Annotated in this window: 19 protein-coding genes and 1 pseudogene; 12 read left to right on the forward strand and 8 right to left on the reverse strand. The window is 64.7% G+C overall.

Annotated elements, in window-relative coordinates; genetic code table 11:
• The 7 genes from K408_RS39430 to K408_RS0133655 form a co-directional block, all read left to right on the forward strand.
• On the forward strand, nt 1–654 hold a 654-nt coding region (locus K408_RS39430), incomplete at its 5' end, for a response regulator (RefSeq protein WP_035698785.1).
• Nucleotides 655–686: 32 nt separating this feature from the next.
• Entirely contained in the window at nt 687–1,160 is a 474-nt protein-coding gene (locus K408_RS0133625; RefSeq protein WP_024343011.1) for a chemotaxis protein CheW, read from the forward strand.
• A 35-nt stretch (nt 1,161–1,195) separates the two neighbouring features.
• Nucleotides 1,196–1,585, forward strand: a complete 390-nt coding sequence (locus tag K408_RS0133630; protein WP_024343010.1) for a response regulator — start codon at nt 1,196–1,198, stop codon at nt 1,583–1,585.
• Between the two features lie 30 nt (nt 1,586–1,615).
• Nucleotides 1,616–2,494 carry a CheR family methyltransferase gene (locus K408_RS0133635; RefSeq protein WP_024343009.1) on the forward strand — a complete coding sequence of 293 codons (879 nt, stop codon included), beginning with the start codon at nt 1,616–1,618 and terminating at the stop codon, nt 2,492–2,494.
• A 2-nt stretch (nt 2,495–2,496) separates the two neighbouring features.
• Nucleotides 2,497–2,814, forward strand: a complete 318-nt coding sequence (locus K408_RS0133640) for a hypothetical protein (RefSeq protein WP_011083221.1) — start codon at nt 2,497–2,499, stop codon at nt 2,812–2,814.
• 137 nt (nt 2,815–2,951) lie between these two features.
• On the forward strand, nt 2,952–3,455 hold the full coding sequence (locus tag K408_RS0133645; RefSeq protein ID WP_024343008.1) for a response regulator: 504 nt from the start codon (nt 2,952–2,954) through the stop codon (nt 3,453–3,455).
• 475 nt (nt 3,456–3,930) lie between these two features.
• Nucleotides 3,931–4,566 carry a response regulator transcription factor gene (locus K408_RS0133655; protein ID WP_024343007.1) on the forward strand — a complete coding sequence of 212 codons (636 nt, stop codon included), beginning with the start codon at nt 3,931–3,933 and terminating at the stop codon, nt 4,564–4,566.
• Between the two features lie 165 nt (nt 4,567–4,731).
• Here the strand turns inward: K408_RS0133655 and K408_RS0133660 are convergent, their stop codons facing one another.
• Nucleotides 4,732–8,340, reverse strand: a complete 3,609-nt coding sequence (locus K408_RS0133660; protein WP_024343006.1) for a PAS domain S-box protein — start codon at nt 8,338–8,340, stop codon at nt 4,732–4,734.
• 52 nt (nt 8,341–8,392) lie between these two features.
• A pseudogene (locus K408_RS44195) lies at nt 8,393–8,491 on the reverse strand (response regulator); the annotation flags it as partial.
• A gap of 262 nt (nt 8,492–8,753) precedes the next feature.
• Between K408_RS44195 and araD the strand changes: the two are divergent.
• Nucleotides 8,754–10,493 (forward strand): L-arabinonate dehydratase, encoded by a 1,740-nt coding sequence (gene araD, locus K408_RS0133670; RefSeq protein WP_024343005.1) that lies wholly within the window; start codon nt 8,754–8,756, stop codon nt 10,491–10,493.
• A gap of 99 nt (nt 10,494–10,592) precedes the next feature.
• Nucleotides 10,593–11,312, forward strand: a complete 720-nt coding sequence (locus K408_RS0133675) for a ribonuclease activity regulator RraA (RefSeq protein ID WP_024343004.1) — start codon at nt 10,593–10,595, stop codon at nt 11,310–11,312.
• Nucleotides 11,313–11,339: 27 nt separating this feature from the next.
• On the opposite strand, the gene K408_RS0133680 is transcribed toward K408_RS0133675, so the two are convergent.
• Complete coding sequence (locus K408_RS0133680; RefSeq protein WP_024343003.1) at nt 11,340–13,439, reverse strand: S9 family peptidase; 2,100 nt, start codon at nt 13,437–13,439, stop codon at nt 11,340–11,342.
• A gap of 248 nt (nt 13,440–13,687) precedes the next feature.
• Here K408_RS0133680 and K408_RS0133685 point away from each other — a divergent pair, with 248 nt between their 5' ends.
• Both K408_RS0133685 and K408_RS0133690 read left to right on the forward strand, forming a co-directional pair.
• Entirely contained in the window at nt 13,688–15,124 is a 1,437-nt protein-coding gene (locus K408_RS0133685) for an MBOAT family O-acyltransferase (protein ID WP_024343002.1), read from the forward strand.
• Nucleotides 15,124–16,227, forward strand: coding sequence for a hypothetical protein (locus K408_RS0133690; RefSeq protein WP_024343001.1), 1,104 nt, complete (start codon nt 15,124–15,126; stop codon nt 16,225–16,227). Before K408_RS0133685 ends, K408_RS0133690 begins: the two co-directional genes overlap by 1 nt.
• Nucleotides 16,228–16,292: 65 nt before the next feature.
• Here the strand turns inward: K408_RS0133690 and K408_RS0133695 are convergent, their stop codons facing one another.
• The 3 genes from K408_RS0133695 to K408_RS0133705 form a co-directional block, all read right to left on the reverse strand.
• Nucleotides 16,293–17,480, reverse strand: coding sequence for a pyridoxal-phosphate-dependent aminotransferase family protein (locus K408_RS0133695; protein WP_024343000.1), 1,188 nt, complete (start codon nt 17,478–17,480; stop codon nt 16,293–16,295).
• Between the two features lie 102 nt (nt 17,481–17,582).
• Entirely contained in the window at nt 17,583–18,308 is a 726-nt protein-coding gene (locus K408_RS0133700; protein WP_024342999.1) for a thermonuclease family protein, read from the reverse strand.
• Between the two features lie 152 nt (nt 18,309–18,460).
• Nucleotides 18,461–20,188: a hypothetical protein gene (locus tag K408_RS0133705; protein WP_024342998.1), complete on the reverse strand. Its 1,728-nt coding sequence runs from the start codon at nt 20,186–20,188 to the stop codon at nt 18,461–18,463.
• A 420-nt stretch (nt 20,189–20,608) separates the two neighbouring features.
• Between K408_RS0133705 and K408_RS0133710 the strand changes: the two genes are divergently transcribed.
• Nucleotides 20,609–21,457, forward strand: coding sequence for a caspase family protein (locus tag K408_RS0133710; RefSeq protein WP_024342997.1), 849 nt, complete (start codon nt 20,609–20,611; stop codon nt 21,455–21,457).
• A gap of 116 nt (nt 21,458–21,573) precedes the next feature.
• On the opposite strand, the gene K408_RS0133715 is transcribed toward K408_RS0133710, so the two are convergent.
• Nucleotides 21,574–22,464, reverse strand: coding sequence for an efflux RND transporter periplasmic adaptor subunit (locus tag K408_RS0133715; RefSeq protein WP_024342996.1), 891 nt, complete (start codon nt 22,462–22,464; stop codon nt 21,574–21,576).
• Between the two features lie 349 nt (nt 22,465–22,813).
• Nucleotides 22,814–22,984 (reverse strand): hypothetical protein, encoded by a 171-nt coding sequence (locus tag K408_RS43000; protein ID WP_196232439.1) that lies wholly within the window; start codon nt 22,982–22,984, stop codon nt 22,814–22,816.
• Nucleotides 22,985–23,039: the final 55 nt, after the last annotated feature.

Genomic DNA, 23,039 nt, shown 5'->3' on the forward strand with positions numbered 1-23,039 from the left:
ACCATTGCGAGCCAGGGTGCCCAGCCGATCCTGGTGTTCGCCGACGACGGCCGCTCCATGGGCCTCGTCGTCGACGAGATCATCGACATCGTCGAGGAACGGCTCAACATCGAGGTCGGCGGCTCGGGTTCGGGCATTCTGGGCTCGGCCGTGATCAAGGGCCAGGCCACCGAGGTGATCGACGTCGGCCACTTCCTGCCCATGGCGTTCTCCGACTGGTTCACCCGCAAGGAGATGAAGCCGTCATTGCATTCGCAATCGGTGCTGCTGGTCGACGACAGCGCGTTCTTCCGCAACATGCTGGCGCCCGTGCTCAAGGCCGCCGGTTACCGCGTCCGCACCGCGCCGACCGCGCAGGAGGGCCTGGCGGCGCTGCGCGCGCAGAGCTTCGACGTGATCCTGACCGACATCGAGATGCCCGACATGAACGGGTTCGAGTTCGCGGAAGTCGTCCGTTCCGACAACAACCTCGCCGCGACGCCGATCATCGGCCTCTCCGCACTGGTGTCGCCGGCGGCGATCGAGCGCGGCCGGCAGGCCGGCTTCCACGACTACGTCGCCAAGTTCGACCGTCCCGGCCTGATCGCGGCACTGAAGGAGCAGACCGCGGGCGCCGCCGGCGCCTCCGAGCTGAGCCGGGCGGCGGCGGCTTGAACCTTAAGCGGGATGGATCAGGAGATACGCATATGAGCAGCAAGACCCAGATCGGCGAAGGCGCCATGGTCGAATACGTCACCGCGATGATCGGCGGCCAGCTGTTCGGCCTGCCGATCTCCCGCGTCCAGGACGTGTTCATGCCCGAGCGCGTCACCCGCGTGCCGCTGGCCTCGCGCGAGATCGCGGGCGTCCTCAACCTGCGCGGCCGCATCGTCACCGTCGTCGACATGCGCTCTCGTCTCGGCCTGCCCAGGGACGAGGATGGCAAGACCCCGATGGCCGTCGGCGTCGACCTGCGCGGCGAATCCTATGGCCTCTTGATCGACCAGATCGGCGAGGTGCTGCGCCTGCCCGAGGCCGGCATGGAGGAGAACCCCGTCAACCTCGACCCGCGCATGGCCAAGCTCGCCGGCGGCGTCCACCGCCTCGACGGCCAGCTCATGGTCGTCCTCGACGTCGATCGCGTCCTCGAGCTCGAAACCAAAGTGCAGATGGCTGCGTGAACTCACACCGGAAATATTAGAGTCGGAGAACAAGAATGAAGACTTGTTTGGTTGTTGACGATTCCAGCATCGTCCGAAAGGTTGCCCGCCGGATCGTCGAAGCGCTGGGTTTTCAGGTGATCGAAGCGGAAGACGGCGTCGAGGCGCTGGTCCACTGCAAGAAGGCGATGCCGGAAGCCATCCTGCTCGACTGGAACATGCCCGTGATGGACGGCTTCCAGTTCCTCAGCACGTTGCGCCGCATGCCCGGGGGCGAAGAACCCATGGTCGTGTTCTGCACCACCGAGACCGGCATCGACCACATCACGAAGGCGATGGGCGGCGGTGCCAACGAGTACATCATGAAGCCGTTCGACAAGGACATCGTGATGGCGAAATTCCAGGAAGTCGGGCTGATCCCGCTGGGCGAAGAGACGGCGGCCTGAAACGCGCTCGACAACTGCAAGAGGTCTTCCGTGAATCCGACCGAGTATGAGTATCTGCGCAAGTTCTTGAAGGACAATTCCGGTCTCGACCTTTCCGCGGACAAGCAATATCTGATCGAAAGCCGCCTGCTGCCGCTCGCCCGCAAGGCCGGACTCTCCAGCATCGGCGAACTGGTGCAGAAGCTGCAAGGCGGCTCCGGCGCGCTGGTCACCAGCGTGGTCGAGGCGATGACCACCAACGAGACCTTCTTCTTTCGCGACAAGGTCCCGTTCGATCATTTCCGTGACCACATCATGCCGGAAATCATCAAGGCGCGTGCGAGCAAGCGCAGCGTGCGCATCTGGTGCGCAGCCGGCTCGACCGGGCAGGAGCCTTACTCGCTGGCAATGTGCCTGAAGGACATGAGCTCGGCCCTCACCGGCTGGCGCATCGAAATCATCGCGACCGACCTCTCGCAGGAAGTGCTGGAGAAGGCCAAGGCCGGCGTCTACAGCCAGTTCGAGGTGCAGCGCGGCCTGCCGATCCAGATGCTGGTCAAATATTTCAAGCAGACCGGCGAGACCTGGCAGGTCAATCCGGAATTGCGAGCGATGATCCAGCATCGGCAGCTCAACCTGCTGCACGATTTTTCGCAGCTCGGCACCTTCGACGTCATCTTCTGCCGCAACGTGCTGATCTATTTCGACCAGGAGACCAAGGTCAACATCTTCAACCGGCTGGCGCGCCAGGTCGAGCCCGACGGCTTTCTGGTGCTGGGCGCCGCCGAAACCGTGGTCGGCCTGACCGATGTGTTCAGGCCGATTCCGGAGCGGCGCGGCCTCTACAAGCCGAACGACCTGCGTGCGGCGTCGGCCAAGCCGGCTCTCGCCGGTGCGCCGCCGCGCATGGCGGCGATGGCGGGACGATAGGCATGGCCGAGGATGGCAAGGGCGCGGAGCGCGTCACGTTCAGCCGCGGCTATGATGTCTGCATCATGGCCATCGACGGCACCTGGCGGCGGGATTGCAAGCTCAACGCGATCTCCGACACCGACGCCATCCTCACGGTCGAGGGGTCGATCCAGGGTCTGAACCTGAAAGAGTTCTTCCTGCTGTTGTCGTCAACGGGTCTGGCGTACCGGCGCTGCGAACTGGTCCGCGTCAATGGTGCCGAGATGGACATCCAGTTCCTGCGCGGCAAGAACAGGAAGAAGCGCGGTGCAGCCGGCGGTCACGACGCCGCGGCGTGATCTGGCCGCCCTGTCGCCGGTCCTTGGGCGTTGCTTCACATCTGCTGAATACATCCGAGTCAATTGACCGCAACAGCTTTACGTCGCCTAAGCGCGAGCCGTGTATCCATTGCTGGTCTCAATCTCAGGAATACGGCATGCCCAGAAGCTCTCTTTCCCCCATCTCGTCAAACCTGCCCGACGCCGCCGAGCGGAGAGCGCTTCAGCTCCTGGTGGTCGACGACGATGCCACGCAACGCCACCTGATCACGGTCGCCGCCAGGCAGGCCGGCCACGAAGTCACCGTGGCGCCGTCCGTGGCGGATGCGATCGAGAAGCTCCGCGCGGCCCGCTTCGATTGCGTGACGCTCGATCTCGTGTTGGAGGATGGCGACGGCATCGACGTGCTGCGCGAGATGGCGAGCGCGAAATTCGCGGGTTCCGTGATCGTCATCAGCGGCATGGACGGCAAGCGCCGCAGTGGCGCCCGCAGCTTTGCCCGTTCGGTGGGGATCGAGCTCCAGAGCCTGCCGAAGCCGCTGGATCTTGCGGCTCTGCGCATCTGCCTCGCCAATCTCGGCAAAGCCGCGATGGGACTGCCGGCGATTCACACTTGGGGCGGTGTTGCCACCGATGCCATCGTGGAACGGCACCGCGCCTAGGCGCGGTGCTGACATGCGACCGGGCGTGGGCCGCAGTGCTGCTCGCAACGGCCGGGCTGCCGAATTCCGATAATCATTGCACGAGCGAGACCGAGGGCAGCCCGCCAAGCGTCGAGAGCGGCGTTGGCTGTGGCATCACGACGCGTGTCGTCGTGGAACAAGACGACGACTGCGGAACCTTCTTTATCGCTGCCGTGTTCTCTGGGCTGCGGCGATCCGGCGCATGCTGGTCTCGATCCGTGCGATCAGCAAGGGAAGGTGCGCCGCAATTAGCTCGCGGCTCTCGATGTCTACGAGAAGAAGCGACGTGTAGGCCAAATTGGCATGGATATTCTCCGTCCGCTGCGATTAGGCGCCATGCCGCTACTTGTGCGTTAAGTCCATGTCCCGTACAAATGCGGGTGGGCCGAATCCGCGCCAAGCGCCATGATGATTGGTGCGGACGCGAGTCCCTCATGCCAACTGGATGTGGCACATGGCCGAACAAAGCTCTCCTGGTGAAATCTTCGTGGTCGACGACGACCCTGCCGTTCGCGACACCTTGTCGATGGTGTTGAAGGCGGCGGGCTATGAGGTGATTTGCTTTGCGGACGGTGCGGCGCTGCTCTCTGTTGCGCGGAGCCGAACACCGGCTGCGATCCTGCTCGATGTGCACATTCCCGGGAAGTCCGGTCTCGACATTCTGAAGGAACTTCACGGCGAGGATTATCCGGCGCCGATCTTCATGATCTCCGGGCAGGGCGACATTGCGATGGCAGTGGGCGCGATCAAGAGCGGCGCGCTCGACTTCATCGAGAAGCCGTTCCGCGGCAGCGAGATCGTCGCCCGGCTCGATGAGGCGATCGGCGCCTATGCCCGCAGGCAGGCGGAGAACGCATCACCGAAGTTCGGCTCGCTGCATTTCCCCGGACGCGAGCCGTTGACGCGCAGAGAGCGCGAAGTGCTCGAGCAGTTCGCCTCGGGTGCGTCCAACAAGGAAGCCGGCCGCACGCTCGGCATCAGCCCGCGCACGATCGAGGACCACCGCGCCAACATTATGAAGAAGCTCGGCGCGCGCAACGCCGCCGACCTGATCCGCATCGTGATGACCGCGGCGCAACGCGCGTCGTAAGGCCGATTGGCCATCCTCTCTCGTGTCCCGGACGCAGCGCATCGTGCAATGATGCGCCGCTGAGCCGGGGCCCATCTCTCCAAGTCCGCCCTGAGAGTCTCTGGGTTCCGGCTCTGCGTCGCAGCGCTCATGGCGCTGCGCCTTGTCCGGGACACGAGAGGTCAGCTACGATTGCAGCGCCTTGCGGATGATCCGCGCCAGATCCGACTTGCGATAGGGCTTGGCCAGCAAGAGAACGCCCGTATCCAGCCGGCCGTGATGGATGATCGCGTTCTCGGTATAGCCCGACGTATAAACCACCTTGAGATCGGGGCGTGTCTTCATCACCTCGTCGGCGAGCTGCCGCCCGTTCATCTTGCCGGGCATGATGACGTCGGTGAACAGAAGGTCGAAGGGCTTTCCGGCTGCGACGATCGCGAGCGCCTCGGCGGCGTTTGCGGCCTGCAAGGTGACGTAACCCAGCGAGTGCAGTTGCGCCAGCACGTAATCCCGCACCAGCTGGTCGTCCTCGACCACGAGGATCGTTTCGTGCCCACCCTCGATCGTTGCCGGCGCCACGCCTTCGCCCGCAGCGGTCGGCGTTTTGCCGGGCGGCAGATACATCTTGATCGTGGTGCCGTGGCCTTCCTCGCTGTAGATCTTGATGTGACCTGCGGACTGTTTGATGAAGCCGTAAACCATCGAAAGTCCGAGGCCGGTGCCCTTGCCCGGTCCCTTCGAGGTGAAGAACGGGTCGAACACCCTGGTCAACATGTTCGCAGGGATTCCGGTTCCGGTGTCGCTCACGGCGATCAGCACGTAATGCCCCGGCGGCATATCGTTCGCGCTGGCATAGACCTCGTCGAGGTAGGCAACGCCCGTCTCCAGGATGAGCTTGCCGCCGCCCGGCATGGCGTCGCGGGCATTCAGCGCGAGGTTGAGAATCGCGGTGGTGAGCTGGTTGGGATCGACGATGGCAACGCAATTCTCGTCCTCGAACACCGATTCGATCTGGACCTGCTCGCCAAGCGTCGGCCGCAAGAGTTTCGCGGTGTCGACGATGAGCGAATTGATGTCGATCTCACGCGGCTGGAGCGGCTGCTTGCGTGCGAAGGCGAGCAGGTGCTGGGTCAGATCGGCGCCGCGCGCGGCGGCCTCGTCGATCATCTTCGTGATGGCTGCGAGCTGCGGCTCCTTCTCGACGGCCTCCGCCAGAATTTCGATGGTTCCCGTGATGACGGTGAGAATGTTGTTGAAGTCGTGCGCCACGCCGCCGGTCAGCTGACCGATGGCCTCCATTTTCTCGACATGGCGGATGCGCTCCTCGGCGGCGATCTTGTCGGTGAGATCTCGGTAGAAGACGTTGAACAGCAGGCCCTCGCGGCGCTTCAGGGCAGTAACGCTGAGTTCGGCCTTGAATTCCTTGCCGTCCCGGCGGCGGCACATGAGCTCGTGGCGACGGTTCAGCGTCCCGCCGTCCGCGTTCTCAAGGAAGCGCTTCAGTCCCGACCTGACCCTCTCGCGTTCGCTCTCGGCGACGATGAGATCAATCGTGCGCTTGCCGAGCACCTCGTCGCGGTGCCAGCCGAACAGCTGCTCGGCCCGCGAGTTCCAGTTCAGGATGCTGCTGGTTTCGTCGGTCTGGACGAAGGCGTCGAGCGAGGTCTCGACGATGTTGCGGGCAAGCCGCTCGCTCTCGCGGAGAGATTCCTGCGCGAGCCGCGCTTCGGTCATGTCGCGTCCGACAAAGAAGAAGCGATGCGCCGGCTCGGACCAGCTGCCGAGCCATGACAGCCAGACCTCATGTCCGTTCTTGTGGAAACAGCGGGTGTCCGCGAGCTTCGGACGCTCGCCGCGCCGGAGGGCGCGCATCTCATCGCGCGACGTCTCCAGATGATCGGGATGAATGAAATCGGCGCCGCTGCGGCCCGTCATCTCCTCGGGCCGGTAGCCCAGAATGGCCTCGCTGCTCGGGCTGATCTGCGCGATGTGGCCCCGCGCATCCATGATCATGATCAGGTCCTGCGACGTCTCGAAGATTTGCCGCCGCTCCTCGAGCTGGTGCTGCAGCGCCCGCTCGGCGCGCCGCGCCTCGGTCAGGCTGCGCGCGCTGCCGGAGGCGCCGATGATCTCGCCCGACGGTCCTTTGATCGGCGACAGGCCAAGCGAGATCTCGACCGGCGTTCCGTCCTTGCGCAGGCGCACCGTCTCGAACCGTTCGATCGGCTCGCCCCGCGCGATTCGCCGCAAGTAATCCTTGCCCTGCTCGCGGCGGTCGGGCGGAACGATGATCGACGTCGGCTTCCCGATCGCCTCCTCCGCCGTATAGCCATAAAGACGCTCGGCGGCTGGATTCCAGCCGGTGATGACGGCCTCTAACGTCTGCATCACGATCGCGTCGTCGGACGACTCCACCGCGGCGCTGAACAAGCTCTCGCGCGCCGCGTGATGGCTCCGCGCCGCCTCGGTGCGGCGATGCTCTTCGATCTCGCGTTCGAGAGCGGCTGCTTTCGCGCGCGTCTCTTCGACCATTTGGGCAAAAGCCCGCGCCAGCACGCCGGTCTCGCCGCCGGCATCGACGGGAATGTCCGCCGGGCGCCCGCTGCCGATGGCTTGTACCGCGGCGGTCAGGCGCCCGATCGGGCGCGTCAGCGACCGGGCCAGCAGCACGGCGAGTGCCGCCGCCGCGAGCACGGCCAGTACGCCGACGAGCAAGGAGGTTCTTTGGATGGCCGCGGGCACGAGGCCGAACACAGGCGCCGGAATCGTCTCGATGATTGCGACCCATTCCTTGCCCGCGAGCAGTGCCGGGGCGATCGCCGCGCCGCTCGGCCGGCCCGATTCATCGGTCAGGAGCCGCGTCGACACGTCCAGCGTTCCGGCCAACGCGGCGAAATAGGGGAAGTCCTTGCGCCAGTCAGTGGGACGGTCATGCGAGGCGCCGAGTTCGCGCGTGCGATCGGGATGGAGGAGATAGCCGCCGCGCGAGTTCACGACGTAAATCTCTCCTCCCGAGCGCACGGTCGAGCGGACATGGTCGAGTGCCGGGCGCATGTCGATATTGGCCACGATGATGCCGAACGGCCTGTCGTCGTCGGTGAACAGCGGCATCGCGACGCGCAGAGTTGGAACGTGAGGAGCCGTCGTTCCTCCCCTGCGGGTCGCGAGATCGACTGACGACACATAAATCTCGCCGGGCCTGAGCCGTATCGTTTCCTGGAAGTAGGCTCGGTCGCCCTTGCGCTCCAGTTCGTCGTCCGGGGCGATCCGGGCCGCGCCATTCGGTCCGGAGCGATCGACACGGACCAGCTCGCGCTGGCCGTTATCGATACCGATGATCCGAAATTGCCCATAGATGGGCTTGGCCTCGATCTCGGCCACGAGCCGTGTCGCGATACGCTCGCGCCAGGTTTGCTCCGAGACGCCGTCTGAAGGGTCGATTCCTCCAGCGGCGTGAGCGCGGATGAGGCCCTTGATGGCCGCCGCGGCGCGATAGCCGATCAGATCGCCGCGCACTCCGTCGGCATAGGATTGAAGATTGCTCGCGAGCAGGCGTGCCTGGGCTTCGAACCGCTCCAGGACTCGCGGAATGACCGCCTGTGTCGTGTTGCGATAGCCCAGCCATCCAACGGCCGCCACGGTGATCGCCACCAGCAGGATCATCGCGACGGCCAGCCGCGTTGCCAGCGTGGTTGCGAGCCTCATGGGGACATTCGCAGCAATTGCCGTCCCGCCGCGCCATGTCTGGCCTGGAGCAGAGGGAGCGTTCTTGTCATCGGCAGCCGGTGCGGACATGGGCGTCCTCCGGCTCTTCCGCCTCCAGGCAGCCATCGATCGCGGCAAGAGGCTCGCCTGCGACCGTCAGGTGATGGCCTGCCCGTTCCAGCCGCCGCCGGATGGTGATCTCTACGGCCGGATCGTCATCCACGATCAGGATGTTGGCCACGTCCAAATGTCCTCCTGGTCAGGCGGAAGTCCCCGGACCAAAATCAAAGCCATCAAATATGAAATTGATGCGCGGATTCTGCTCTGCCCGCAAGCACTTCGGAGCCTCTCCGGCCCGAGGCGTGGATTTATTGCGCTGCACGGACCGGTACGCAGGCCTGAGTGCATAGCTGAAGTCCGCCTCCGGCCCGTCCGGCGTCTTGCCGGGGATGGACAGCGTGTGAGAAGAGCAAGGCGAATTCTTCGGACGGACAAGGAACAGCATGACCGGCAAGAAAAAGACGCCCGACCAGCTCCGCAGCGCGCGCTGGTTCGCGCCCGATGACCTGCGCTCGTTCGGCCACCGCTCCCGCGCCATGCAGATGGGCTACGCCCCCGAGGAGTGGAAGGATCGGCCGATCATCGCGATCCTCAACACATGGTCGGACGCTCAGCCCTGCCACATGCATTTCAAGTCGCGCGTCGATGACGTCAAGCGCGGCATCCTGATGGCAGGCGGCCTGCCGCTGGAACTGCCGGCGCTGTCGCTGTCGGAATCGCTGCTCAAGCCCACCACGATGCTCTACCGCAATCTGCTGGCGATGGATGCCGAGGAACTCTTGCGCGGCCATCCCGTCGACGGCGTCGTGCTGATGGGCGGTTGCGATAAGACCACGCCGGCGCTGCTGCTCGGCGCGACCTCGATGAACATCCCTGCGATCTATCTGCCGGCAGGTCCGATGCTGCGCGGCAACTGGAAGGGCAAGACGCTCGGCTCCGGCTCGGACGGCTGGAAATACTGGGACGAGCGCCGCGCCGGGAAGATCTCGGACAAGGACTGGCTCGATATCGAGGCCGGCATCGCGCGCAGCTACGGCACCTGCATGACGATGGGCACGGCCTCGACCATGACCGCGATCGCCGAGGCGATCGGCATGACCTTGCCGGGCGCCTCCTCGATTCCCGCTGCGGACGCCAACCATATCCGCATGGCCAGCGAATGCGGCCGCCGCATCGTCGAGATGGTCTGGGAGGATCTGACGCCGAAGACGATCCAGAGCCGCAAAGCGTTCGAGAACGCCATCGCGGTCGCGATGGCGATGGGTTGCTCGACCAACGCGATCATCCATCTGATCGCGCAGGCCCGCCGTGCCGGCCAGGATATTGGGCTGGACGACTTCGAGATCGCCAGCCGCAAGGTGCCCGTGATCGCCAATGTCCGGCCGAGCGGCGACACGTATTTGATGGAGGACTTCTTCTATGCCGGCGGCCTGCCGGCGCTGATGAACCAGATCAAGCCACACCTGCATCTCGACTGCATCACCGTCACCGGCAGGACTATTGGCGAGAACATCGAGGGGGCCGAAGTCCACAATGCCGACGTGATCCGCGGGATCGACAATCCCATCTACAAGGAAGGCGCGCTCGCGGTGCTGAAGGGCAATCTCGCGCCCGACGGCTGCGTCATCAAGCCCTCTGCCTGCGCACCGCGCTTCCTCAAGCACACGGGACCTGCGCTGGTGTTCGACGACTATCCATCGATGAAGAAGGCGGTCGACGATCCCGATCTCGACGTCACCGAGGATCACATCCTCATCCTGCGCAATGCCGGGCCGCAGGGCGGTCCTGGCATGCCGGAATGGGGCATGCTGCCGATCCCGACCAAGCTGGTGAAGCAGGGCGTCCGCGACATGGTGCGGATCTCCGATGCGCGCATGAGCGGCACCAGCTACGGCGCGTGCATCCTGCATGTTTCCCCGGAGTCCTATATCGGCGGCCCGCTGGCGCTGGTGCAGAACGGCGACTTCATCACGCTCGACGTCGCCGCCCGCACCATCAACCTCGATATATCGGAGGACGAACTCGCCAAGCGCCGCGCCGCCTGGAAGCAGCCCGAGCGCCGCTTCGAGCGCGGCTATGGCTGGATGTTCACCAGGCACATCAAGCAGGCCAATGACGGCTGCGACTTCGACTTCCTCGAGACGGATTTCGGCGCGCCGATCGGCGAGCCGTCGATCTACTAGGTTCTGTCGTTCCGGAGCGCGACGCGAATCCGGAACCTCGAGATTCCGGTTTCGATGCTGACGCATCGCCCCGGAACGACGACCAGAGAGAGTACACCCATGACCAAACTATCCGAAGCCACGCGCAACAAGCTGAAATCCGTCTCCACCGCCACCGTCGCCACCGCGCTGTTCAAGCGCGGTCTCCGCATCCAGATGATCCAGGATGTTCGCCCGTTGAGCCCCGACCAGCCGACCATGGTCGGTGAGGCTTTCACCCTGCGCTACATGCCGGCGCGCGAGGATCTCAACACCATCGATGTGTTCAAGGACCGCTCCCATCCGCAGCGCAAGGCGGTTGAGGATTGTCCGCCGGGCGCGGTGCTGGTGATGGATAGCCGCAAGGATGCGCGGGCCGCCTCGGCGGGCGCGATCCTGGTCACGCGCCTGATGAAGCGCGGCGTCGCCGGCGTCGTCACCGACGGCGGCTTTCGCGATTCTGCCGAGATCGCCAGGCTCGGCTTTCCCGCTTTCCACCATCGCCCGAGCGCGCCGACCAACCTCACGCTGCACCAGGCGATCGAGATCAACGTGCCGATCGGCTGCGGCGACGCTCCGGTATTTCCCGGCGACGTCATCCTCGGCGATGCCGACGGCGTCATCGTCATCCCCGCACACTTGGCCGAGGAGATCGCCGACGAAACCTTCGAAATGACCGCGTTCGAGGATTTCGTCACCGAGGAAGTCGGCAAGGGCCGTGGCATCTTCGGTCTCTATCCCGCCACCGATCCGAGGACGCTGACCGATTTCGCGGAATGGCGGAAGAAGAACGGGAGGTAGTCGCCTCTCACCGCTCGCGGGAGCAGATCATGCCGCCGCCATCCCCACCGCCCACAGCGCGAACGCGTACACGATCGCGACTTCGTCCAGCCGGTCGAATCGTCCTGAGGCGCCGCCGTGACCGGCGCCCATGTTGGTGCGAAGCAGGACCGGGCCGCCGCCGGTCATGGTGGCGCGCAGGCGCGCGATCCACTTTGCGGGCTCCCAATAGGTGACGCGCGGATCGGTCAAGCCACCCATCGCCAGGATCGCCGGATATTCTTTTGCAGCAACGTTGTCGTAAGGCGAATACGACAAAATGGTGCGAAAATCCTTCTCGCTCTCGATCGGGTTGCCCCATTCGGGCCATTCCGGCGGCGTCAGCGGCAGCGTGTCGTCGAGCATGGTGTTGAGCACGTCGACGAACGGCACTTCGGCGACGATGCCGGCGAACAGCTCGCCGGCGCGGTTGGCCACGGCGCCCATCAGCATGCCCCCGGCCGAGCCGCCATGGCCGATGATCCGCTTGGCGCTGGTGTATTTGGCATCGATCAGCGCGCGCGCGCTGGCGGCGAAATCGTCGAACGAATTTGTCTTCTTCTCGCGCTTGCCGTCGAGATACCAGCCCCAGCCCTTGTCCGCGCCGCCGCGGATATGGGCGATGGCGTAAACGAAACCGCGATCGACCAGCGACAGGCGATTGGCATTGAACGAGGCCGGCATCGCCATGCCGTAGGAGCCGTAGCCGTAGAGCAGCAGCGGTGCCGAGCCCTCGAGCGGGAGCCCGCGGCGATAGAGGATCGAGACCGGCACCTCGGCACCGTCATGCGATTTCGCCATGATGCGGGTGGTGACGTAGTCGGCGGCATCGTGGCCGGACGGAATCTCCTGGCGCTTGCGCAGGACGCGCGTGCGCTTGACCATGTCGTAGTCATAGACTTCCGAGGGCGTCGTCATTGACGAATAGGCAAAGCGCAAATTCGTCGTGTCGAATTCGTAGGAGCCCATCGTGTCCAGCGAATAAGCGGCTTCTTCGAACGAAATCTCGTGCTCCTCGTTCGTTGCGAGGTCGCGGATCACGATCGCCGGCAGCGCATGGGAGCGCTCGAGCCTCACGAGATGGCCGGCATAGAGGTCGATGTCGATGATGTAGAGCCCGGTGCGGTGCGGGATCAGATCGCGCCAGTTCTTGCGCTCGGGCGAAGCGAGCGGCGCGGTGACGATCTTGAAGTCGATGGCGTCATCCGCATTGGTGAGAATGAAGAGCTCGTCGCCGCGATCGGCGAGTGAATATTGCACGCCCTCCTGGCGCGCCGCGACCAGGCGCGGCGGCGCCTCGGGATTGGCGAGATCGATCAGCCGCTGTTCCGAGGTCTCGTGGTCGCCGCCTGCGATCACACAGAAGCGGCCGCTGGTGCTCTCATGCAGATGGGTGAACCAGCCGGCATCCTGCTCCTCATAGACCAGCGTGTCGTCGGCCTGCCTGGTGCCGAGCCTGTGCCGCCACACCTGCATCGGACGGTGATTGTCGTCCAGCTTCACGTAGAAGAAGCTCCTGCAGTCCGCGGTCCAGACCACACTGCCGTCGGTCTCCTCGACGAGGTCGTCGAGATCCGTCCCGGTCGCCCAGTCCCTGACGCGGATGGAAAAATACTCGGAGCCCTTGGTGTCCGCGCTCCAGGCCTGCAGCTTGTGATCATATGAGTGCCGGCTGCCGCCAAATTTGAAATATTTGTGGCCCTTGGCGAGGGCGTCGCCGTCGAGCACGATCTGGCCCTCGCCGCCGTCGCGCGGCATGCGGCCGAACAGCTCGTGCTGCCCGCCTTCGCGGAATCTGCGGAAATAGGCAAAGGGCCCATCGGGCGACGGTACGCTGGAATCGTCCTCCTTGATCCGCCCTCGCATCTCGCGCACCAGCGTCTTTTGCAAAGCCGCGGTGTGGCCGAGCAGGCTCTCGGTGTAGACGTTCTCCTCATCCAGATATTTGCGGATATCAGGGTCGAGCACGGCGGGATTGCGCAGCACCTCCTGCCAATTCGCGTCCTTCAACCAGGCATAGTCGTCGGTCACGGCGATCCCATGCCGCGTGAAGGAATACGGCCGGCGCGGGGCGACGGGGGGCTGGGAAGGCGTCTTGGCTTGTGTCACTCAATCCTCGTTCGTGTCTCGCCGGCTCGGATCGTCATGCGCGGGCTTGACCCGCGCATCCACCAACGAAGACTCGTGAGCGATGGATTGCCGGGTCAATCCGGCCATGACGGCGGCAGGAGCGGCAGTTCGCGCATAATATGGCGACGAGAGCACGAATTGCCAGCCGCGCAGCGCCGAACCAGACGGGTTGTTGACCGGCCGCTCGTATGCTTTAGGGACGAGATTCCCGCCGCCGGTCCAGCCTGATGCTGTTCAATTCCTATCCGTTCATCCTGCTTTTTCTGCCGATCGTGCTGGCCGGCTATTTCTGGCTCGGCCGGCGCGGCAATCTGGCGCCGGTGATCTGGCTCGCGCTGGCCTCGCTCGCCTTCTACGCCATCGGCAGCTGGCAATTCCTGGCCCTGCTGCTGATCTCGATCGCCTTCAACTACGGCGTCGGCCATCTGCTGATCGTGGCGAAGCTCACTCCCGTCCAACGAAAGGCCGCGCTCATTCTCGGCGTCGCCGGCGATCTCCTCGTGCTCGGCATCTTCAAGTATGCCGGCTTTGCGGCTGAGAACATCAACGCGCTGCTCGGCACGCATCTAGTCGTCCACATCCTGCTACCGGTCGGCATTTCCTTCTATACTTTCACGCAGATTGCGTTCCTGGTCGACGCCTATCGCGGGCGGGTCGCAGCCTATGCGCTGCCGCATTATGCGCTGTTCGTGACCTATTTCCCGCATCTGATTGCCGGGCCGATCCTCCACCACAAGGACATGATTCCGCAATTCGAGCGCCAGGAATCGAAGCATCCGGACGCGCACCTGATCCTGTGCGGAATCATCATCTTCGCAATCGGCCTGTTCAAGAAGACTTGCCTCGCCGATGGCATCCAGCCGCTGGTCGCGCTCGCCTTCGAGGCGCGCTCGCCGAGCTTCGACCAGGCCTGGCTTGGCGCGCTCGCCTACACATTCCAGCTCTATTTCGACTTTTCCGGCTATTCCGACATGGCGATCGGAATCTCGCTGATGTTCGGCATCTTCCTGCCGGTCAATTTCAACTCGCCCTACAAGGCGACCAGCATCGTCGAGTTCTGGCGCCGCTGGCACATGACGCTGTCGCAGTTCCTGCGCGACTATCTCTACATCCCGCTCGGCGGCAACCGCCGCGGCCGCGTGCTGCGCTACGTCAATCTGATGATGACGATGCTGCTCGGCGGCCTCTGGCACGGCGCGGCCTGGACGTTCGTTGCGTGGGGCGCGCTGCATGGGGCTTATCTCTGCATCAACCATGCCTTCAACGCGGTGGTGCCGAGCATTCCGTCACCCCTTGCGAGGCCGGCTCGAATCGCTGGCGCCGCGCTCACCTTCCTGGCCGTGGTCGTCGCCTGGGTGTTCTTCCGGGCCGAGAGCGTCGCCGGGGCGCTACGGATACTCCGCGCCATGGTCGATCCCTCGGAGGTCGTCTTCGGCCGCCAGGAGATCGCGGCGCTGGTGCTGATATCCATCTACGCCCCGCTGGTATGGCTGGCGCCGAACACGCAAGCGGTCATGGGTTACGATCACGGCAGCCGCAAGGTCGGCGAGGCCTTGCGGGCAGGGCGCATGCGGCCGCTGTTTCTCTATGGCGCCTCGCTGGTGCTCGCCTTCGGCATTCTGGGCATCCAGAGCCACAGCGAATTCATCTATTTCCGGTTCTGATGGGCGCCCCATTCACCAATGTGAGACGTCTGCTCCTCGCGAGCATCGTTTGCGTGCTAGGCGCGGCCGCGCTCACCTATGTCGTCGATCCCCTGCAATTGCTCCGTCCCTCGCGCCTCACCGCGTTCTATTCCGAAGACACTCGCGTGCAGAATGCCGGGCTGATCCGCAGCCAGTCGTTCGACACTGCCTTCATGGGCACCTCGCTCGCGATCCATTTTCGCCAGAGCGAGATCGACCGCGCGCTCGGTACCCGTTCGCTCAAGCTGGCGATGACCGGCTCCAATTCACGCCAGCAGAGCTTCGTGCTGGAGCAGGCGATCGATCGCGGCGCAAGGCGCGTGGTCTGGGAGATGGACGACTTCATCTTCGTCGATGCCGCCGACATCGAGGCGGATCCTTATCTGTCCGTCGATCTTTACCGCGCAACGGCCACGGGCATCGCGTCCTATCTGTTCAGCGCGGCGATGGCGAAGGAGTCGCTGTTCGCATTGCTGAGGTCGGTTCCGCCGCTGCGCGACCCGCTGACCCGGGCAGCGCCGTCTCTTCCCGTCAAGTTCGCGCTGGCGGACGTCGACGACATCTATGCGCTGCCGCGGGATTTCGACGTCGCGCGCGACTACAATGCGAAGAAGACGCTTGCCGCCTTCACCTACATCACAGATCCTGCGCGCAGCCGCTTCCTCGGCGAAGGCTACGGCTACGACGCCATGGTCGGACATTTCGAGCGCGATGCTCTCGGCCTGATCTCACGCCATCCCGACGTGACCTTCGACGTCTATTTCCCGCCCTATTCGATCCTGCAATTCGTCGCCATGCGCGACGCCTCGCCCGAGACGCTGAAGATCGTCACCGATCTGACGGCCGTCATTGCGCAGCGACTGACGCTGCTTCCCAATGTCCGCCTCCATGACTTCCGCGCGATCAGGCAGGTGACGCACGATCTCGACAACTACAGCGACGTCATTCACCACTCGCCGGTAGTCGATGCGAAGGTGCTGAAGTGGCTGAGAAGCGGGGAGTATCGGGTCGACCCGAAAGCGCCGCTCAAATCGCTGAATGAGTTGAAGACCCAGATCGAAGTATATCGCCTCGAGCACTGATCTTACCCTCTCCCGCAAGGGGAGAAGGAAGAAAGAGGCGCGGCGTCGGCAGGGACAGCGTTACCTTACGCCGCCACTTCCTCACCCAGATACGCCACCGCCGCTTCCAGTCCGCCCTTGCCGTGCGGGATCTTCAGCGCATTGAGCCCGATCTCGATCACGCCGAGCGTGCCGAGCAGCATCGGCGCGTTGACATGGCCCATATGGGCGATGCGGAAGGCCTGTCCCGAGAGATCGCCGATGCCGGTGCCGAGCACGACGCCGCACTTGTCCTTGCAATAGCGCTGCAGCACCGCGGGGTCATGGCCGTTGCTCATGGTCACGGTGGTCACGGTGTTGGAGCGCTCGCTGGCTTCGGCGACGTTGAAGCCGAGCACCTGGCCTTCCGACCACACGGCGACTGCGCGGCGCGCGGCTTCGCCGAGCAGGCTGTGACGACGGAAGGCGTTCTCCAATCCTTCCTCGTGCAGGAGATCGATCGCCCGGCGCAGCGCGAACAACAGATGCACCGGCGCAGTGCCGGCATATTTGCGATAATTCTCGGTACCCTCGCGCTCGCTCCAGCTCCAATAGGGCGTCGCCATGTTGGCTTTCTTGTGCACCTCGAGCGCGCGCGCATTGGCGGCGACGAAGCCGAGACCGGGCGGCGTCATCAGGCCCTTCTGCGAGCCGGACATGGCGACATCAATGCCCCATTCGTCCATCTTGAAGGGCATGCAGCCGAGCGAAGCGACGGTGTCGACCATGTACAGCGCGGGATGGCCGCTCGCCTTGATCGCCTTGCCGATTGCCTCGATGTCGTTCTGCACGCCCGAGGCCGTGTCGACCTGGACCACGACGACGGCCTTGATGGCGTGCTCCTTGTCGCGGCGCAGACGGTCTTCGACCTCGTGCGGCCGCACCGCGCGACGCCAGTCGCCCTTGAGCACCTCGACCTCGGCGCCCATCAGCGCGGCCGCATTGCCCCAGCCGATCGCAAAGCGCCCGCTCTCCAGCACCAGCACCTTGTCGCCGCGCGACAGCACGTTGCTGAGTGCCGCTTCCCAGGCGCCGTGACCGTTGGCGATGTAGATGTAGGACTTGCCCTTGGTCGCAAACAATTTCGAGATGTCGCCGAGCAGGCTCTCGGTGAGGTCGAGCATCTCCTTGGAGTAGATGTCGATCGCCGGGCGATGCATCGCCCGCAGCACCTCGTCGGGCAACGTGGTGGGCCCGGGGATGGCCAGAAATTCCCGGCCCGCGCGAACGGTCATTGCTGTTGGTCCTTGTTGCTTGAGGACGGACTGATGGGTTGCTGGGTCATACCTTTACGCGGCGCTGAAGCCTTGGAAAAGCGCGCAAAACGCGGGTCTGGGTTATCGTTTGGTCTCGCGGCAGCCGGCGGCTTCGGCCTCCTCGACCGAGCAGAACCAGCGGGTGCCCTTGCTGACCTTCATCCTGATCTGGGTGTACCAGCGGCTGGTCGGCCGGTGATAGATGCACTCGCCGGCGCTGTTCACATTGCCCTTGATGGTGCAGTCCGGCGAGGGGGCGACCGGCCCCGAGGCCGAGGCAAGCAGCACGGCATGCGCTCCGTCGGGCGGCTTGGTCGCGCCCAGAATAGTGGTCTTCTTGTTTCGGACGCGCCAGTCCCAGGGCGCGATGAAGGCGCCCTGCCACATCCCGACCTTGGCCTCGCGCGCGGCTTTTTCATCCGCCTCGTAGTCGCGGGACATGCGGGTATAGGCCAGCGCCCAGCCGCTGCGCACCAGCCATTTCTGGATGTCCTCGCCGCCGACCTCGCAGCGCGCCACGGTGCGGCCGCGCCGGTCGATAGAGCGGGTGTGGCAGACCCAGTTCCTGCCGTCGGCGTGTTTGGCAAGCTCGTCGCGGGCCGCGACGCCGCAGGTCCACCGCTCGGCCTTGGTGTTAAGGCAGAGCTGGTCGATTGCGGGCGCGTCGATGCCGCCGAGCCGAATGCGCGTATTGCCGATCACGACCGCATCGCCGGCACGGACCTTTGCGGTCCCGGCGATCTCGGCGGCGTACGCCAGCGACGGGAGGGCCAGCAAAGACAGCGCAAGGAGGAATTTTCGCAACATGCCGGTCCGCGTGTGATGAACGTCTTTGCTAGACGGCGCAATTGTGGTCGGCTTTTGACTCGTCGGCCAGCTTATGCCTCACGATTGAGCTTTCAACTTCCCGTCATTGTGGAAGGGCGTTCTCCCCCTCCAGGGCAGGGTAACAGAGTTCGTCACCCCCGCGCCATCGCGCGCTTCGCCACTGCCAGTCCCATCAGCACGAAGGCCGACGTCACCTCCGGGCCGCCGACAAGAATCCGCGTCGGCGTCTTCATCTTGTTCCACTCGTAGGCGCGGAACGGGCCGCGGCGGCCGCCTTCGCCAAGGCTCGAGATGATGACGTTCAAGGCCGGCGCAAAGGCGCGCGGGTCTGCCCCGAGATGGCCGAGCGCGATCAGCGCCAACGCGGCGTCGAACACGTTCATCTCCGCAGCCATCAGCTCGCCTTTGACGTAGGCCAGCACGCGGTGGCGGATGAAATCGAAATCGCCGGCTGGGTCGATCGCCGCTTGCGCGGCCAGCGGCAGCGACAGGAACGCGGCATAGCAGCGGCCGAAATAGGCGCTGTAGAGCTCCGGCAGATAGTAGATGTGCGAGCGCGGATTGGCGAAGGCACCGCTCGCCGCCAGCCGCTTCTGAAAGCCGATGATGCGATGGACGGTGGCGAGCCGCGCCGGAGTCTCCAAGACCTTCCAGCGCCCCAGGTTGCGAAAGCTCACCTCGAGGATGTCGAGATTGAGCGTCGGGTCGAGATCGTTGCCGTAAGGGCGCTCGCCGGCGAGGTTGTCGATCCAGGTCGCAACCCCGCCCTCGTAGTCGATGTTGTCGTTGAGCGGCACGGTCACGCGGGGGGCGTTGACGCCGGCGCGCACCTGATAGCCGGCGTAGAAGTCCAATAGCGGCTGTTCGATGATGGGATCGGTGCACCCGGCCTGCGTCGCTGCGGAGATCGAGCACGCCGTGGTGTCGCAATCCGGCACGTAGATTCCGAAGCCGAGATCCTGCTTGATCTGTGCGAAGTAGCGGGAGAAGCGTGGATGCGGCGCCGGCGCCAGTGCGGTGACCACGTTGAAGCGTGCGCCACCCAGGCCCTCGACCTCCTCGCGGCTGATGTTGACGCAGAAATCCACCATGTCGGCGATGGCGCGCTCCGCTGCCGTCTTGTCAGCCGGCGAGGCGAGTCCGGTTTCGACATAGCTCAGCAGCGCCTCGATGAAGAACGCGTCGTAATAGGCCGAGCGATGGCGGATCTGCACCGGCTCCCACATCGGCTCGGCAATGCCTTTCCAGGGCGGATTGACCACGGCGCGCGCCGGCGAGCGCGCGATGAAGACGCGGGCGAGATTGAACAGCAGCGAGGAGTTCTTGTAGCCGCGGGCGTTCAGCCCCGTCAGTGCCATGATCAGCTCACGCCCGCGGAAATCGGGATCGCCGATCAGGTTGAAGGCGGCATAGGTCGGCAGGAAACCGTTTCGGCGGTGCGAGCCGAGCAGATGCTGTGCGCAGTCGCGGATCGCGCCGTCGATCTGCGCGCTCTGCGGCATGTCCGCAGCGAACGGCGCCGGTGGCGGCTTGGGATGGTCGAGCGCGATGCTGTCGACGAGATCGGCGATCGGCTGGCCGATCGCGGCCCAGTCGGGCTCGGCCTCGTCGCGGGCGCGGGCGAGCGCCTCGCGCAACCGGGCCAGCTTCGTCTCGTCGCGCAGCTCGGGCAGGCCGGCGCGACGGAGCAATATCCGTAGTGCGGGATTGCCGAGTGCAGTCTTGTAGAATTGGGCCAGATGTGGATCGCCGCCGGCCGTCACGGACAATACCGGGTCGCAGACGTCGTAAAGCGAGGGGCCGTCCTTCCGCGCCGTGAGCGCCCGGCAGGCGGCGCCGGCAAAATAATGAAAGCTCATGAAATACCTGGTTGCGGGGGCTTGGCCGGGGCCGGCGAGCGCGCAGCTGTCCGCACGCCACCCCCTGCAAGTCTTTGAAAAGGCTATCCGGATTCGCAGGAAATACAAACGTGAAGGAGGTCACGGAAAATGCCGGCATGAGGGCTGCATGGTCGGCCCCCGGAAGGCTACGGGGAAGCCCAGAATCGAGAAGTTTGGCGGGGTGAATTAATCAACATATTCAGGATCTTATCTCAAATTTTTGGCAATCTATTGCTCCAGGTCCTATATGCGGTTAAGGGTTTGTTTGGTGCGGCGCCGCAAATTGCGCGCAATTCGGGGGCACACCCCCGGCCAATCCTTCAAACCTAAAGACGCTAGCTCGCTACTCAAGCAGTGTGCGCGCGCTTGGCTGGTCTTTGGCACAGGAAACGAACCGAGATGAATGTAAAGCAGCTCGACCTTTCCAGACGGACGATCGCGGTCGCCGCAGCCCTCATCGGCACGGTATCGCTCGCGATCGGCGCCCATGCTGCTCTGAACATGCGTGCGATCGATGCCGCCAAGGCCGTCACGACCGACCAGATCACCGGTTCGATCGGTCAGAGCGCGCGCCTCGCGCTGGTCATCGGCAATGGACATTATCCCGACGCCAGCGCGCCGCTGACGCAGTCGATCAACGACGCCCGCGCGCTGTCCTCGTCCCTGCGCAAGAACGGCTTTGACGTCGACATGGTGGAAGACGCGACCAAGGACGACATGGTCCGCGCCGTCAACCGCCTGAAGTCCCGGATCAAGCGCGACAGCGTCGTCATGCTGTTCTTCGGCGGCTACGGCGTGCAGGCTGGTCGTGAGAGCTACATGCTGCCGGTCGATGCCGTGATCTGGAAGGAACGCGACGTGCGCCGGCATGGCGTCTCCATCGACGGCGTGCTCGACATGATGAAGGAGCAGGGCGCCAAGGCCAAGCTCGTCGTGGTCGATGCCTCCCGCCGTAACCCTTACGAGCGGCGCTTCCGCTCCTATAGTCACGGCCTCGCGCCGATCAGCGCGTCCGACAACGCGCTGATCCTCACCTCCGCGTCGCCGGGCAAGGTCGTCGACGACGGCAGGGGTGAGCACAGCGTGCTGGTCAGCGAATTCCTCAACAACCTCGGTCAGCCCGGCAGCGCCGAAAGCGTCTTCAACAAGACGCGCCTCGCCATCTCGCGCGCCAGCGAAGGCGAGCAGGTCCCGACCGTTTCCTCCTCGTTGCTCGAAGACGTCCGGTTGAGCGAAGCCGGCGGCTAGCTTTTCTTACCCTCCCCTGCAGGGGGAGGGTCGATCGTGCGCAAGCGCGAGCGGGGTGGGGTGATCTCTCCTCTCGGGGAGTGCCCGCACGGGTGAGGTGTCCTGTTTCTCCGCGACTACTTCGCGGCTTCCGCACTCGCCATCACCGGGCGCACCGGGTCGCCTTCGCGGAGCAGCGCGCCGGCGCGCGCGACGACGACATCGCCTTCGTTGAGCCCGTCGCGGACCTCGATATTGCCGCCCGACATCAAGCCGACCTCGATACGCTTGGTCTCGACGCGGTTGCGGCGGATCACCTGCACCACGGTCCCGGCGGAGGAATACTGCACGGCGGTCAGCGGCACCGCGACGTTGCAACTCTGCCCGGTCTTGATCAGGGCGCGCCCGCTCCCGTTCAGGAGCAGCCGCTTCTGCGAGGAAATGCCGATATAGACCATGCCCTGCTGGATGTTCGGCTCGACGGTCGCCCCGATGCGGCGCACCTTGCCGCTGATGTCGCCGGCACCTGCGATCCGCACGGTGGCCTGCTGATTGACTGCGAGCTTGCGCACGTCCGCGGTGGCGACGAGGCCGACCAGATCATATTCGCTGCGCGCCACGATCGTGAACAGCGCCTCGCCCTTGGCCGAGGCGAAGTTGCCGATCTGCGCAGTCGAATTTGCGATCACGCCGGCGACGGGTGCGGTGACCTGAAGCGTGCCGCCTTCGGGCAGCGCGAGCCGCGCCAGCACCTGTCCGGCGGTGGTGGTGTCGCCCGCTTCCGCCAGCACGTCCGTGACCTTCAGGCCGGGACGCTCGGGCCGCACCGAGGTTTCCTCGCGCGCGATGATCGTGCCGGTCGCCTCGACGATGTCGGAGAAGCAGGATTTTGCGACTTTCAACACGGTGACCGCCGGCCCCTTGGGCGCATCGTCATCGGCGGCAGCCGGGTAGGGGCTGACGACGAGCAGGCCGGCGAGGGCTGCGGGACACAAGTTGCGAACGACGGCACGGGACAAATGACGCATTGGAAATTCCACGGGGGCTATGCCTCCAACCGATAGCAGATGGCCGCCGCGCGCACTACGGCCGCGTCGTCCCAAGACGGGATGCCGCGCCGCCGCAGGCGTCGCGGCAAGTCTTTGATTAGTCGCGGGATTGGAGAACAGGTTCGCGCCTGTTGACCTTGGTCGCCATCGCGGCCCGAACGCGGGTGAGGGCGCTGCGGCGCTAGGACATCCACGATTCTGGGGGCATGTTCGTCCAGGGTCATTGGTAGCCGGTCAATCGCCGATCCGGGATGCTGCCGGCCAACCTGTCGTCCTGCTGCACCACGTCGAAGACGTCACAGGGCAGGTCGCTGCACCGCGCTGACCGTCAGCTGCGGCGCTCCCCGAGCAGCTTGCCGGACGAGCGCTCGATCAAATGCAGCCGCGTGCAGGCCGGGCAGGACACGGACACATGCGTACGATCGGCCGGCTCATCGGTCAGCCGATGCTGCACGTTCAGGCCCGTCTGGGGGCATTTGAAGACAATTTGTCGGTCCATGCGCAAGATATGACGCCAAGGCGGGCCTCGTGGAATTACGGATGTTTACGTAGGT

This window comes from Bradyrhizobium sp. in8p8, assembly GCF_000426845.1.
Classification (GTDB): Bacteria; Pseudomonadota; Alphaproteobacteria; order Rhizobiales; family Xanthobacteraceae; genus Bradyrhizobium; species Bradyrhizobium japonicum_C.